Here is a 13192-nt window from a genome sequence, read left to right as displayed (position 1 = left end):
ATTTGCAGCGTTCACTCAGTTTCATTGCGATTTGCGTGAGATTCTCATCGTATGACGCCGATCACAGAGGTGGAGGGGCGACGGCTCGCGCTCAGCAACCTCGAGAAGGTGCTGTATCCCGCGACCGGGTTCACCAAGGGTGAGGTGCTGCACTACTACGCCACCACCGCCGAACACCTTCTTCCTCATCTTCACGACCGGCCCGTCTCCTTTCTGCGGTATCCCGACGGGCCGGACGGACAGGTGTTCTTCGCCAAGAACGTGCCCCCCGGTACGCCCGACTGGGTCACCACCGCCGAGGTGCCGCGGATGGAGGGGCCGGCGCGGATGGTGCTCGTACAGGACCTGGCGAGCCTGATGTGGGCCGCGAATCTCGTCACCGAGTTCCATACGCCGCAGTGGGTCGTCCAGGACGCCGGTGTCGCCGACCGGATCGTCTTCGATCTCGATCCGGGGGCGCCCGCGACCGTCGTCGACTGCTGTGAGGTCGCGCTGTGGCTGCGGGAGCGGCTCGCCGCCGACGGCATCGACGCCTTCGCCAAGACCTCGGGGTCCAAGGGCCTGCACCTGCTCGCCGCCGTACGGCCCACCCCGTCCGAGCAGGTGAGCGAGTACGCCAAGCAGCTCGCCGTCGAGGCCGAGCGGGCCATGCCCCGGCTCGCCCTGCACCGGATGACCCGGAGCCTCAGGCCCGGGAAGGTCTTCGTCGACTGGAGCCAGAACGCCGCCCGGAAGACCACTGCCACGCCCTACACCCTGCGCGCCCGACCCGAGCCCACCGTCTCCGCGCCCGTCACCTGGACCGAGGTCGAGGAGTGCGGGTCGGCTGCGCAGCTGACGTTCCACGCGCCTGACCTTGCGCCCCGCCTCCAGGACTACGGCGATCTGCTCGCCCCGCTGCTCGACCCTGCCGGTGCGGCGCCCCTGCCCTGACTCGCTGCCTGGTCGCACATGTGCCGTCCTGGGGGCTGCGCCCCCAGACACCCCTTCGGCCTGAACGGCCTCGCCCTCAAACGCCGGACGGGCTGGGATGGTCCGGACGGGCTGAAAGAGACCGCCCAGCAGTCCTCACACCCGCGTCCACGTCCCCCGGTCCCGCGCCATCGCGTGCAGTGCCTCCACGTCCGCCGGCTTGAGGACGCCGCCGAGGCGGGCCAGGCCCTCGAGGTCCGTGTCCTTCAGGACGCGGACCTCGCGCAGCGGGGCCGGGATCGCGACGTCCGCGGGCCCCGCGAGGGCCAGGACCGGGTGGACCTCGGCCGTCAGCGCGTACGAGGCCCGGTCGGCGTCCGCGCGGACGCGGCGCAGCAGCGGACGGGGCTCGCGGCGGCCCAGAGCGACCATGGGGTCGGCGACCGTCACCTTCTGCTTACGGGCGTACACCGCATGGACGGCGAACAGGCCGCCCGGGCCGATCGCCAGGTGGTGGATGCGGTCGCCGCCGGGCAGCGGGACCGAGTGCAGGGCGTGCCAGCCGGCGCCGTCGAGGCGGTCCAGGGCCTCGCCGACCGCCTGTTCCGCCGCCAGCGCCCGGCGGCGGGGGTCCGGACGCAGCCGGTGCGGCGGCCCCGGTTCCCGGTCCAGGGCGACCAGCAGCGCCTCGCCGGGACGGTTGGGGGCCAGGTCGTCGTCCGGGTGGAGGGAGAGCCGGGCCAGCTCGGCCGGGGTCGGGACCGGCGGCGGGCCGACGGTCACCGGGCCGGTGAGGAAGGGGCCCAGGGCCTGCAGCACGCCCTCCCTCGCCTCCTCGCTGAGCAGGTTGACCCTGGCGGCCTCCCTGTCGTACCAGGCGACGTTCCGCCCGTCCGTGAGGCATACGTAGAGCCGCTCCTGGCCGTGCCGCCAGGACGGTACGACACGCAGTCCGGTCATGCACCATCACCCCTTGACCATGGGAACAGGCGGGGTGCTCCGCGGGCAAGAACCCGGTTACCTTTGACGAGGAGTTGGGCTCCACGGAAGCGGCGCTTGGGGAGGCCTGATTGCGTACCCGCAGGAAGCAGCCCGACGTACCGGCTCCGGACAGTCCGTGGAGCGAGATCGTGCCCGGACTGTGGATGGGCGGGCACGAGTTCAGGGGTCGCACCGGGCAACTGGAGTTCGCTGTCGTGCGGGGTGAGTTCGATCTCGTGCAGACCCTGTTGAGACTGCCGGGGCACGGGCCCGACCCCGGTGTGGAGCACCATGTGTGGGCGATACCGGACGGGCCGCTGGACGGCACCCAGCTCGCGGGCGTGATGCGCCTGGCGCAGGCCGCGGGCGAGGCACTGGACGAGGGCCGCAAGGTCCTCGTCCGCTGTTATCACGGGTACAACCGCTCGGGGCTGGTCGTCGCGCACGCCCTGGTCCGCCAGGGGCACTCTCCCGAGGAGGCGATACGGCTGATACGGTCCCGCCGCTCACCCTGGGCGCTGCACAACGAACTGTTCGTGGACTATCTGCGGGCAGGGCTGTCCACGGCACGGCTCCTTGAGGAACTCGCCGAGTAGCCGGGCGATTCCCGAGAGCCGGGCGATCAGGTCTCTGAGCAGCCGTATCGCCGGGCAGCCGGGTGGCGAGGTAATCGTTTCGCCGGACGAATAGGGTGTACCGGGTCACCGATGGTTCTCAGCCACAGGAGTACAGTGCTCCGCACTCGCGTCGCATGCACAGCCCTCGCCGCAGCCGTCCTCGCGCTGCTGGCGTCGGGCTGCGGTGACGCGGGCGGACTGCAGGGCGCCGGGTCGACGCCGACCGCCACCAGCCCGGACAAGCTGTGGCCCGGCCTGAGCCCGGCGGCCAGTCCCGCCTGGGACTACGACAACGGTGAGGCCGAGGTCATGAAGGGCATCACGGCCCCGGACGACGACATCCGCAAGGTGGACCCGGTGGCCGTGGTCAGGGCCGAGATGTCCCAGCACCCGGCTGACTACTCCGGCTCCAAGGCGCCGTACCGCGAGACGGCCCGCCGTATGGCCTACTGCGGCAAGCAGCCGGCGAACCCGAAGTGTCCGCTGCTCAAGGCGTACTACCGGGACGTCACCGGTGACGGGCGCCCCGACCTGACGCTGGGCTTCCGGCTGCTGCCCGGCAACCAGACGGCCGTGCGCGTCTACACCGTCGAGGCGGGCCGGGTGGTCCAGGTCATGTCGAACAACGACGCGGTGAGCGGCGTCGAGCTGGCCGGGCGTTCCGTGATCATCCACGCGCCGTCCGATCTCGCCGACTACGAGTACCGCTTCCAGTGGACCTGGGACCCGAACCAGCGCGTGATGCTGCTCACCCACGACGAGATGCTGCACATCGGCAAGCGCGAGCGCCTGTCGCACCCCTCCCCGCCGCCCTCCGCCTCCCCCTCGGCGACCCCATGACGGGGCTCGCACTCCCCCAGTGGGCCGGCACGCTCGCCCTGAAGGCCGCCGTCTTCATCACCGTGATGTGCTGTGCGCTCGCCGCGCTGCTCGGCGTGCTCGTGCATGTGTCGGTGACGAACCAGACCGTCGGCCAGGCCCGCAACCTCGCGCTGTCGCGTCTGACGGACGCGACGAGGGCGTACGAGGCCGGGGACTCGCTGCTGCCGGGTGCGGGCGTCGACCCTCCGGGGCTGCCGAGCGCGCTGCGCGAGCTGGCGGCGCACGGGGACCGCGGCACGATGGTCTCCGAGCACCATGGGCATCCCACGATGTGGGCGGCGGGTCCCGCGGACCGGAACAGGGCGCTTGCCGTCGAGGTCGACTACTCGCAGCAGTCCCATACGATCGCCGCGCTCGACCAGTCGATCCTGTGGTCCTCAGGTCTGGCGATCACGGTGACGCTGCTGGTGGGCGCGTTCGCGGTGACCCGGGTGACACGGCGGCTGCACGCCACGGCGCAGGTGGCCCGGCGGATCAGCGCCGGCGATCTGGACGCCCGCGTCGACGACCCCCGTACGAAAGACCCGACGCACCCCCAGGACGAGGTGGCCGCCGTGGCCGCCGCGCTGGACTCGATGGCGGCCTCGCTGCAGGGCAAGCTGCTGAGCGAGCAGCGGTTCACCGCGGACGTGGCGCATGAGCTGCGCACCCCGCTGACCGGGCTGCACGCGGCGGCCGAGCTGCTGCCGCCGGGCCGGCCGACGGAGCTGGTGCGGGACCGGGTGGCCGCGTTGCGCACGCTCACCGAGGATCTGCTGGAGATCTCCCGGCTGGACACCGGGCGGGAGCAGCTGGAGCTGGACGCGGAGGAACTGGGCGCGCTGGCGACGCGGGTGGTGCGGGCCTCGGGGACCGACACGGAGGTCGTGGTCCTGCGGGACGCCCGCGTGGAGACGGACCGGCGGCGGCTGGAGCGGGTGCTGGGGAACCTGGTCGCCAATGCGCACAAGCACGGGCGGGCGCCGGTGTCTCTGACGGTGGAGGGGGCGGTGGTGACCGTGCGGGATCACGGGGACGGGTACCCGGACTATCTCCTTGAGCACGGGCCGCAGCGGTTCCGGACCGAGGGGGGTGCCAGGGGGCACGGGCTCGGGTTGACCATTGCGGTCGGGCAGGCCGAGGTGTTGGGGGCGCGGCTGGAGTTCGCCAACGCGGTGGATGGTGGGGCGGTTGCCATTCTGACGCTGGGCCAAACTGACTGATCGAGAGCTCGGGGCTGCAGGTCGTTCGTCGCGTGCGGGCGCGTGGGGGTTTGTCGCGCCCACGCGGCGGAGCCGCACATCGATACAGCCCCGCGCCCCGAGAGAGGCGCGCGCTCCTATGGACCAGCAGGACAGGCGAGCCCCGCCCCCTCCTCCTAATGTGGCGGATATGTGGCGAATAGTCAGCTTCGCCCCCGTTCATGGAGGTATCCCCCATGTCCCTGCGCTCCACCCTCATACGCCTGGCCACCGCCACCGCCGCCTGTGCCCTCGTCAGTTCCGTGGCCGTCTCGCCCGCCCTCGCGGACGACGAGTGGGGCGGCGGTGACGGGGACCCCGGCTTCGGTCAGGGGGGCGAGCACGACCACGACCACGACCGGCTCGCGCGGGGCGTCGTCACCGCGGAGACGCTGTTCCTGCGCAGTGCACCGAACCGCGGCAGTCAGGTGATCCGGGTGGCGCACCGGGGCGACCGGGTCTCGATCTTCTGCAAGACCCCGGGCCAGAGCGTCGACGGCGACAACATCTGGTACCTCCTCCCGGACGGCACCTGGGCGTGGGGCGCGGCCCGCTTCATCGACGTCATCGGCCACGAACAACCGCGCTGGTGCTGAGACGCTGAGATCACAAGACCGACTATTTGGGTAGGTTCCGGACATGACCAACGCCGGACCCACCGTGGCACGGGCGGACACTCCGGCCACCCCGGCCCCCGTGACCCGCCTGCCCCGGCGGCGTGGCGTCGAACTCGCCCTCATCGTCGTCGCCGTACTGCTCTGTGTGTACGGCTACTGCGCCGTGGGCCTCGCCAGGAACGGCACCGTCCCGCCCGGCGCCGCCGGTTACGGCGCCGGGCTCGGCGTGCTCGCACTGCTCGCCCACTGGGCGGTGCGGATACGGGCGCCGTACGCCGACCCGCTGCTGCTGCCCATCGGGGTGCTGCTCAACGGCATCGGTCTGGTGCTGATCCACCGGCTCGACCTGGAGACTCCGCACGACCAGGCCGCCCCGACCCAACTCGTGTGGTCCACGCTGGGCGTGACCCTGTTCATCCTGCTCGTGCTGATGGTCCGGGACTACCGGGTGCTCCAGCGGTACGCGTACGTCTTCGTCGTCGCCGCGCTCTTCCTGCTGGCGCTGCCGATCCTCTTCCCGGCCGTGAACGGCGCCCGGATCTGGGTGCGGATCGCCGGGTTCTCCATCCAGCCGGGCGAGTTCGCGAAGGTGCTGCTCGCGGTGTTCTTCGCCGCGTATCTGGCGGCCAACCGCAGTGCGCTCGCGTACACCGGGCGTCAGGTCTGGCGGTTCCGGAGGGTCCAGCTGCCCACGGGCCGGGTGCTCGGTCCGATTCTCGCCATCTGGCTGGCGAGTGTGGGTGTGCTGGTGCTGGAGCGCGACCTCGGCACCTCGCTGCTGTTCTTCGGGCTGTTCGTGGTCCTGCTGTACGTCGCCACCGGGCGCATCGGCTGGATCGCCGTGGGTCTGCTGCTGGCCGCCGCGGGCGCGGTAGCCGTCGGCTGGCTGGAACCGCATGTGAACAGCCGGGTCCAGGACTGGCTGCACCCCTTCGCGACGATCGAGGCGGGGCAGGGCCCCAACCAGATCGCGCAGTCCCTGTTCGCCTTCGCGGCGGGCGGCGTCCTCGGCACCGGCCTGGGCCTCGGCCATGCGGTCCTCATCGGCTTCGCCACGAAGTCCGACTTCATTCTCGCGACGGCCGGGGAGGAACTGGGCCTCGCGGGCCTGTCCGCGCTCTTCCTCCTCTACGGCCTCCTTGTCGAGCGCGGTTACCGGGCCGGCCTGGCCCTGCGCGACCCCTTCGGCCGGCTGCTGGCGGTGGGGCTCGCCTCGATCGTGGCGCTGCAGGTGTTCGTGATCGCGGGCGGGGTGACCGGGCTGATCCCGTTGACCGGCATGGCGATGCCGTTCCTGGCGCAGGGCGGCTCCTCGCTGGTCACCAACTGGGCGATCGTGGCGCTGCTGATCCGGGTGAGCCATTCGGCGCGGCGGCAGTACAACGGGGAGGTGGCGCCCTGATGGCGAGGCACATCCGGCACGCCGCCTTCTTCTGCGCCCTCCTGCTCGTCGCGCTCCTCGTCAACGCCGTGCGCATCCAGGTCCTCAGCGCCGAGTCCTTCGACGCCAATCCCGCCAACCGCCGTGCCACCATCGCCCGTTACGAGCGGCCGCGCGGCAACATCCTGGTCGGCGGGCGGAGCGTCACCGGTTCGCGGGACTCCGGTGAGCAGCTCCGCTACGAACGGACGTACACGGACGGCCCGTTGTACGCCCCCGTCACCGGCTTCGCCTCGCAGGTGTACGGCACCACGCTGCTGGAGCACACCGGGGACTCCGTGCTGTCCGGCACCGACCCGATGCTCTCGCCGTTCCCCCTGGTGGGCGACCTCACGCGGGCGCTGGGCCGGGGCGGCAACGTCGTGACGACGCTCAATGCGGCGGCGCAGCGGGCGGCGTACCAGGGGCTCGGCGGGCGCCGGGGTGCGGTGGCGGCGATCGAGCCGGCGACGGGGCGGGTGCTGGCGCTGGTGTCGAGTCCGTCGTACGACCCGGCCGTGCTGTCGGGGAACGCCGCGGCGACGGAGCGGTCCTGGGTCCGGCTGAACGAGGATCCGGACAAGCCGATGCTCAACCGGGCGGTGCGGCAGACCTATCCGCCGGGTTCGACGTTCAAGGTGGTCACCGCGGCGGCCGCGCTGGACGCAGGTGTCGTCCTGGACATCGACCGGCCGACCGAGTCGCCGGACCCGTACCGGCTGCCGGGTACCACGACCCTGCTGATGAACGAGGGCGACGGCTGTGAGGACGCGCCGCTGCGGGAGGCCTTCGCGTGGTCCTGCAACACGGTGTTCGCGAAGCTGGGGGTGGATGTGGGCGTGAAGCGCATGGGGGCCGCGGCGAAGGCCTTCGGCTTCAACGACCCCCGGCTGCGGATCCCCTTCTCGGTGGCGCCGAGCACCTTCGACACCCACGTCGACCGGGCGCAGCTCGCGCTGTCGTCGATCGGGCAGTACAACACGCGGGCCACGCCGCTGCAGATGGCGATGGTCGCGGCGGCCGTGGCGAACGGCGGGCAGGTGCGCTCGCCGTATCTGGTGGAGCGGACGACCACGGGCAACGGCGCCACGGTGACCACGGCGGGCTCGCGCCCGGTGCGCCAGGCGATGCGTCCGGAGACCGCCGACGTCATGAAGCAGCTGATGGAGGATGTCGTGACGGAGGGCACCGGCACCAACGCCGCGATCCCCGGCGCGATCGTCGGCGGCAAGACCGGCACCGCCCAGCACGGCATCGGCAACTCCGGGATGCCGTACGCCTGGTTCGTGTCCTGGGCGCAGAGCGAGCGCGAGGTGCTGCCCAGGGTCGCGGTGGCCGTGGTGGTGGAGGACGCGTCGGCGGACCGCGACGACATCACGGGCGGCGGGGTGGCCGCGCCGATCGCCCGGGACGTGATGCGGGCGGTACTGAACTCCTCACCCGACGGCAGCAGTTGACGGCTGCTCCTGAACGAGCCCGGCCGACAGGGCTCACATGCTGAGACGGGGTCTGGGACCGCCCGGTACTCCCGACCTATCGTTCGGTCCATGACGACACCCGGTGCCGCGTACCAACTCGCCCAGGTCAACATCGGACGCCTCAAAGCCCCTCTGGACTCACCGCAGTTGAAGGACTTCGTCGACAACCTCGACCCCGTGAACGCCGACGCCGACGCGGCGGACGGTTTCGTCTGGCGGCTCGAGAGCGACTCGGGCAACGCGACGGACGTGCCCGTCTTCGGCGACGAGTGGCTGATCATCAACATGTCGGTGTGGCGCGACAGCAACGCCCTGACCGCCTACATGTACCAGGGCCGCCACCGCGAGATGCTGGCCCGCCGCCGGGAGTTCTTCGAGCGGGTGCAGGAGGCGATGGTGGTCCTGTGGTGGGTCCCGGCAGGGCACCGGCCGACCGTCGCGGAGGCCGAGCAGCGGCTGCTGCACCTGCGCGCGCACGGACCCACGCCGTACGCCTTCACGCTGCGGACGTCCTTCCCGGCACAGGGGGCCGAGCCGGTGCCGCTGGAGGTGCCGGACGACCTGGGGTGCTCGGTCTAACCCTCGCCCACGGCCGCCCCCGCCTCGATCGCGTCGGTCACCTCGGCCACCCGTTCCTGCTCCTCCGCCGCGAACCGTTCCGCGTCCAGCCGCTCCGCGATCTCCTCGTCCTGGGCCATCAACAGGTCCAGGTTCGAGTCGCCCATCTCGAACACGCCCATGTCGACGTACGCCTGCTGCAGCCGTTTGCCCCACAGGCCGATGTCCTTGACGCAGGGGACGATGCGGGAGAACAGCAACCGCCGGAACAGCGCGAGGAATTCGGACTGTTCGCTGTACTCCTCCGCCTCGGCCCTCGGGATGCCGAAGTTCTCCAGGACCTCGACCCCGCGCAGCCGGTCCCGCATCAGATAGCAGCCCTCGATGACGAACTCCTCGCGTTCACGCAGTTCGGCGTCGGTGAGCTGCTTGTAGTAGTCGCGCAGCGCCATCCGCCCGAAGGCCACGTGCCGGGCCTCGTCCTGCATGACGTAGGCGAGGATCTGCTTCGGGAGGGGCTTGTCGGTGGTGTCGCGGATCATGCCGAAGGCGGCCAGGGCCAGGCCCTCGATGAGGACCTGCATGCCGAGGTAGGGCATGTCCCAGCGGCTGTCGCGGAGGGTGTCGCCGAGCAGCGACTGCAGGTTGTCGTTGATCGGGTAGAGCATCCCGATCTTCTCGTGCAGGAAACGCCCGTAGATCTCCGCGTGCCGTGCCTCGTCCATGGTCTGGGTCGCCGAGTAGAACTTCGCGTCCAGGTCGGGGACCGACTCCACGATCCGCGCCGCGCAGATCATCGCGCCCTGCTCGCCGTGCAGGAACTGGCTGAACTGCCAGGAGGCGTAGTGCTTGCGCAGTTCGCCCTTGTCCTTGTCGCTCATCCTGGCCCAGTGCTTGGTGCCGTAGAGCGACATCGACTCGTCGGGGGTGCCGAGGGGGTCGTAAGGATCGACTTCGAGGTCCCAGTCGATGCGCTTCTGGCCGTCCCACTGCTTGTCCTTGCCCTTCTGGTACAGGGCGAGCAGGCGGTCGCGGCCGTCGTCGTACTCCCAGCTGAAACGGGCCGCGCCGGTCGCCGGCACCTGCCAGAGCGGGTCTCCCGAGTCCATGGCGTACAGGTCGTAAGTCGGCATGCTTCGCAGGCTCACACGTGGTAGACGCCGGGTCAACAAGTCGTGCGCAGGGGATTGACGAGCTTGCTGACAAGCAGTCTCATAAGTGGTGGAGGATGCGACCCCGGGTGACAGAGGTGGGAGAACGATGACGACCCTGACGGAAGCCGACGCGCTGGACGGTCTGCGCGACGCGCTCGGGCTGCTCAAGGACCGCGAACAGGTGGCCGAACGGCTCCTCGCCTCCTCCGCCAAGCACTCCTTCGACCCCGACAAGGAACTGGACTGGGACGCGCCCTTCGAGGAGGGCAAGTGGTTCTGGCCGCCGGAGCTGGTGTCGCTGTACGACACGCCCCTGTGGAAGCGGATGGGCGAGGAGCAGCGGATCCTGCTCTCCCAGCACGAGGCGGCCGCGCTGGCCTCGCTCGGGATCTGGTTCGAGCTGATCCTCATGCAGCTCCTGGTACGGCACATCTACGACAAGGCGGCCACGAGCGCGCATGTGCGGTACGCGCTCACCGAGATCGAGGACGAGTGCCGGCACTCGAAGATGTTCGCGCGGCTGATCTCGCGCGGGGACGCCCCGTGGTATCCGGTGGCCCGGGTGCACCAGAACCTGGGGCGGCTGTTCAAGACGATCTCGACCACGCCCGGCTCCTTCACGGCCACCCTCCTCGGGGAGGAGGTGCTCGACTGGATGCAGCGGCTGACGTTCCCGGACGAGCGGGTGCAGCCGCTGATACGGGGTGTGACGCGGATCCATGTCGTGGAGGAGGCCCGGCATGTGCGGTACGCGCGGGAGGAGCTGCGGCGGCAGATGGTCACCGCTCCGCGGTGGTCGCAGGAATTCACTCGGGTCACCTCGGGTGAGTTTGCTCGGGTGTTCTCCGTGGCCTTCGTGAATCCTGAGGTGTACACGAATGTGGGCTTGGACAAGCGGGAGGCGATGGCGCAGGTTCGCGGCAGCGGGCACCGGAGGGAAGTCATGCAGACCGGTGCGAAGAGGTTGACGGACTTCCTGGACGACATTGGTGTGCTGCGGGGTGTCGGCCGACGGCTTTGGAAGAGCTCGGGGCTGCTTGCTTGAGTGCGGTGCGCGCCCTGAAGGGGCGCGGGGAACTGCGCGACCAGCCACAACGAACCCGCACCCGGCCGACTACCCTGCGAGGCATGACCCCCTCCGCCCCTGCTTACCGTCGACTCAGTGTCGAAGAGCGCCGCAGCCAGCTGCTGGAAGCTGCGCTGAACCTCTTCGCTCACCGCGCCCCCGAGGACGTCTCCCTCGACGACGTGGCCGAGGCGGCCGGGGTCTCACGACCGCTCGTCTACCGGTACTTCCCCGGCGGGAAGCAGCAGCTCTACGAGGCTGCCCTGCGGTCCGCCGCAGACGAGCTGCAGCAGTGCTTCGACGAGGCGCGGGTCGGGCCGCTGCTGCCCCGGCTGGCCCGGGCTCTCGACCGGTATCTGGCGTTCGTCGACCAGCACGACGCCGGGTTCAGTGCGCTGCTGCAGGGCGGCAGCGTGGTGGAGACGTCACGGACGACCGCCATCGTGGACGGGGTGCGGCGGGCCGCCGCCGAGCACATCCTGAGCCATCTGGAGGTTCCGGACCCCGGGCTGCTGCTGCGGATGACCGTGCGGATGTGGATCACGGCGGTCGAGGCGGCCTCCCTGATCTGGCTCGACGAGGACAAGCGGCCGCCGCTCGACGAGCTGCGGGACTGGCTGGTCGAGCAGTTCGTGGCCGTCCTCTCGGTGACCGCGGCCCGCGACCCGCAGACCGCCGCGCTGGTGCAGGCGCTGGACGGGGATGTCTGAGACTGGTGCCGTGAAGAGCGAAGAGACACCGTTCGTGGGCGGGCCGATGGACGGCCGGGTGCTGCCGGTCCTGGTGGGCCCGACCGGGCACCCGCCCAAGACGTACCGCATCCCCGTGCCGGACGCGGCCGGCGGCCCGCCCACCGTGCTCGTCTACCGGCGCGTCCCGCGCGGCCACAGCAAGCGGCTCGGGCTGCCGCAGGGCTGGAAGTACGAGTACGACCCCGAGGGAAAGCCGAGCGACCGGCTGAAATGGCCGTGGTCCAAACCGGACGCCGATCCAGACGCCACGCCGGGCCGCAAGCCGGACGACACGGACGGGTGACGAGCTTGCGCCGGCCGGCGCACAGGCGGCGCGTTTTCGGCCGTGGAGACGTCAACACCTGACAGTGCGGAGCAGAAGGGCTGCCCCGCACCGGAGGTGATGATGTGTCAGGAAAGCTGCTGCGCCTGGTCTGCTCGGTGGCGATGGCCGCCGGCGCGCTCCTCGTACCGCCGCCCGCCGCGGCCGTGCCCGGGGCGGAGCCCGGCGGGCCTACCGTCGCCCAGCAGCTGACGGATCTGCAGCGGCTGTACCGGGAGGCCGAGAAGGCCACCGAGACCTACGACGCCACCGCGGAGAAGCTGACGAAGCAGCGCGCGGAAGTGGCCCGCCTCGACCGCGAACTGGCCCAGGCCCGCCACTCGCTGCACGACAGCCGGATCGCCGCGGGACGTCTGGCCAGGCAGCAGTACCAGGGCAGCACCGAGATCTCCGCGTACGTACGGCTGCTGCTCGCGCGCAACCCCCAGCAGGCGCTGGACGAGGGGCATGTGATCGGCCAGTTGGCGCGGGAGCGGGTCGAGGCGGTCGGGCGGCTGACCGCGAGTGAGAAGCAGGCCGGCGAGCTGGACCGCGCGGCGCGCAAGGCCCTCGACGATCAACTCGCCCTCGCCGAGCGGCAGAGGAAGGACCGCGACGACGTACAGGCGCGTCTGAAGGACGTGGAGAAGCTCCTCGCCTCCCTCACCCCGCAACAGCTGGCCGCGCTCGGCGAGTTGGAGAAGAAGGGCACCGCCGCGGCGCAGCGGCGGCTGATGGCGTCCGGTGTGCTGAGCGGGGAACGCCGTCCGTCGAAGAAGGGCGCCCGGGCCCTCGGCTATGCCGTGCGGCAGCTCGGGAAGCCGTACCGGTGGGGGGCCCAGGGCCCGAAGTCGTACGACTGCTCGGGCCTGACCTCCCAGGCCTGGGCCAAGGCCGGCAGGCCGATCCCCCGCACGAGTCAGGAGCAGTGGGCGCGGCTGCCGCGGATCCCGCTGAAGAAGCTGCGCCCGGGCGACCTCGTGATCTACTTCCCGGAGGCCACGCATGTGGCGATGTACCTGGGCGAGGGCATGATGATCCAGGCGCCGCGCACCGGCGAGACGATCAGGGTCTCGCCTCTCGCGTCCTTCCCGATCCTGGGAGCCGTACGCCCGGACCAGCGCCCCAAGGGCGCCTAGTAGTGCTTCGTTAGGTCTATGCGTTTTCGCTGATCAAGAGCATGTTGGGTGTGTGGACACGCATGAAGTGAACCGATTACGGGCTGCGTTGGGAC

Annotated in this window: 14 protein-coding genes; 12 read left to right on the top strand and 2 right to left on the bottom strand. The window is 70.7% G+C overall.

All coding sequences use genetic code 11. The annotated features are described in order from the left end of the window. Positions 1-51: 51 nt before the first annotated feature. On the top strand, positions 52-933 hold the full coding sequence (ligD, locus tag ACIBW9_RS39880; RefSeq protein ID WP_398962968.1) for a non-homologous end-joining DNA ligase: 882 nt from the start codon (positions 52-54) through the stop codon (positions 931-933). Between the two features lie 135 nt (positions 934-1068). On the opposite strand, the gene ACIBW9_RS39875 is transcribed toward ligD, so the two are convergent. Continuing rightward, positions 1069-1872, bottom strand: a complete 804-nt coding sequence (locus ACIBW9_RS39875; RefSeq protein ID WP_398962965.1) for a nuclease-related domain-containing protein — start codon at positions 1870-1872, stop codon at positions 1069-1071. Positions 1873-1982: 110 nt separating this feature from the next. Between ACIBW9_RS39875 and ACIBW9_RS39870 the strand changes: the two genes are divergently transcribed. The 7 genes from ACIBW9_RS39870 to ACIBW9_RS39840 all read left to right on the top strand — a co-directional run bounded on the left by ACIBW9_RS39870 (position 1983) and on the right by ACIBW9_RS39840 (position 8706). Further along, positions 1983-2489, top strand: a complete 507-nt coding sequence (locus ACIBW9_RS39870; protein ID WP_398962962.1) for a dual specificity protein phosphatase family protein — start codon at positions 1983-1985, stop codon at positions 2487-2489. Between the two features lie 135 nt (positions 2490-2624). Beyond that, the gene (locus tag ACIBW9_RS39865; protein ID WP_398962959.1) at positions 2625-3350 is read left to right on the top strand and encodes a hypothetical protein; all 726 of its coding nucleotides are present in this window, start codon (positions 2625-2627) and stop codon (positions 3348-3350) included. Continuing rightward, the gene (locus ACIBW9_RS39860; RefSeq protein ID WP_398962957.1) at positions 3347-4594 is read left to right on the top strand and encodes an ATP-binding protein; all 1248 of its coding nucleotides are present in this window, start codon (positions 3347-3349) and stop codon (positions 4592-4594) included. Before ACIBW9_RS39865 ends, ACIBW9_RS39860 begins: the two co-directional genes overlap by 4 nt. Positions 4595-4809: 215 nt before the next feature. Continuing rightward, entirely contained in the window at positions 4810-5208 is a 399-nt protein-coding gene (locus ACIBW9_RS39855; RefSeq protein WP_398962954.1) for an SH3 domain-containing protein, read from the top strand. Between the two features lie 43 nt (positions 5209-5251). Next, positions 5252-6631 (top strand): FtsW/RodA/SpoVE family cell cycle protein, encoded by a 1380-nt coding sequence (locus ACIBW9_RS39850; protein ID WP_398962952.1) that lies wholly within the window; start codon positions 5252-5254, stop codon positions 6629-6631. After that, on the top strand, positions 6631-8106 hold the full coding sequence (locus tag ACIBW9_RS39845) for a penicillin-binding transpeptidase domain-containing protein (protein ID WP_398962949.1): 1476 nt from the start codon (positions 6631-6633) through the stop codon (positions 8104-8106). Before ACIBW9_RS39850 ends, ACIBW9_RS39845 begins: the two co-directional genes overlap by 1 nt. 90 nt (positions 8107-8196) lie before the next feature. Then, the gene (locus ACIBW9_RS39840) at positions 8197-8706 is read left to right on the top strand and encodes a DUF3291 domain-containing protein (RefSeq protein WP_398962946.1); all 510 of its coding nucleotides are present in this window, start codon (positions 8197-8199) and stop codon (positions 8704-8706) included. On the opposite strand, the gene ACIBW9_RS39835 is transcribed toward ACIBW9_RS39840, so the two are convergent. Continuing rightward, a complete protein-coding gene (locus ACIBW9_RS39835) occupies positions 8703-9818 on the bottom strand; it encodes a ferritin-like domain-containing protein (protein WP_398962943.1) in 1116 nt (371 codons plus the stop codon). The genes ACIBW9_RS39840 and ACIBW9_RS39835 overlap by 4 nt on opposite strands. Positions 9819-9945: 127 nt before the next feature. Here ACIBW9_RS39835 and ACIBW9_RS39830 point away from each other — a divergent pair, with 127 nt between their 5' ends. From ACIBW9_RS39830 to ACIBW9_RS39815, 4 genes are all read left to right on the top strand, one after another. Beyond that, entirely contained in the window at positions 9946-10884 is a 939-nt protein-coding gene (locus ACIBW9_RS39830) for a diiron oxygenase (protein WP_365843515.1), read from the top strand. An 83-nt stretch (positions 10885-10967) separates the two neighbouring features. Further along, on the top strand, positions 10968-11615 hold the full coding sequence (locus ACIBW9_RS39825) for a TetR/AcrR family transcriptional regulator (protein WP_398962941.1): 648 nt from the start codon (positions 10968-10970) through the stop codon (positions 11613-11615). A gap of 10 nt (positions 11616-11625) precedes the next feature. Next, entirely contained in the window at positions 11626-11940 is a 315-nt protein-coding gene (locus ACIBW9_RS39820) for a hypothetical protein (protein WP_398962938.1), read from the top strand. A gap of 104 nt (positions 11941-12044) precedes the next feature. After that, positions 12045-13097 (top strand): NlpC/P60 family protein, encoded by a 1053-nt coding sequence (locus ACIBW9_RS39815; RefSeq protein WP_398962935.1) that lies wholly within the window; start codon positions 12045-12047, stop codon positions 13095-13097. The last annotated feature ends 95 nt before the right edge of the window (positions 13098-13192 follow it).

Origin of the sequence: Streptomyces sp. NPDC049541, assembly GCF_044465725.1 — a bacterium.
Classification (GTDB): domain Bacteria; phylum Actinomycetota; class Actinomycetes; order Streptomycetales; family Streptomycetaceae; genus Streptomyces.
This window is presented reverse-complemented; position numbering and strand designations above follow the sequence as displayed.

Bases quoted from the DNA above. Each gene is read 5' to 3' on its own strand.
- ligD (WP_398962968.1), top strand. From the start codon at position 52: ATGACGCCGATCACAGAGGTGGAGGGGCGACGGCTCGCGCTCAGCAAC.
- ACIBW9_RS39875 (WP_398962965.1), bottom strand. From the start codon at position 1,872: ATGACCGGACTGCGTGTCGTACCGTCCTGGCGGCACGGCCAGGAGCGG.
- ACIBW9_RS39860 (WP_398962957.1), top strand. From the start codon at position 3,347: ATGACGGGGCTCGCACTCCCCCAGTGGGCCGGCACGCTCGCCCTGAAG.
- ACIBW9_RS39855 (WP_398962954.1), top strand. From the start codon at position 4,810: ATGTCCCTGCGCTCCACCCTCATACGCCTGGCCACCGCCACCGCCGCC.
- ACIBW9_RS39850 (WP_398962952.1), top strand. From the start codon at position 5,252: ATGACCAACGCCGGACCCACCGTGGCACGGGCGGACACTCCGGCCACC.
- ACIBW9_RS39845 (WP_398962949.1), top strand. From the start codon at position 6,631: ATGGCGAGGCACATCCGGCACGCCGCCTTCTTCTGCGCCCTCCTGCTC.
- ACIBW9_RS39840 (WP_398962946.1), top strand. From the start codon at position 8,197: ATGACGACACCCGGTGCCGCGTACCAACTCGCCCAGGTCAACATCGGA.
- ACIBW9_RS39835 (WP_398962943.1), bottom strand. From the start codon at position 9,818: ATGCCGACTTACGACCTGTACGCCATGGACTCGGGAGACCCGCTCTGG.
- ACIBW9_RS39830 (WP_365843515.1), top strand. From the start codon at position 9,946: ATGACGACCCTGACGGAAGCCGACGCGCTGGACGGTCTGCGCGACGCG.
- ACIBW9_RS39825 (WP_398962941.1), top strand. From the start codon at position 10,968: ATGACCCCCTCCGCCCCTGCTTACCGTCGACTCAGTGTCGAAGAGCGC.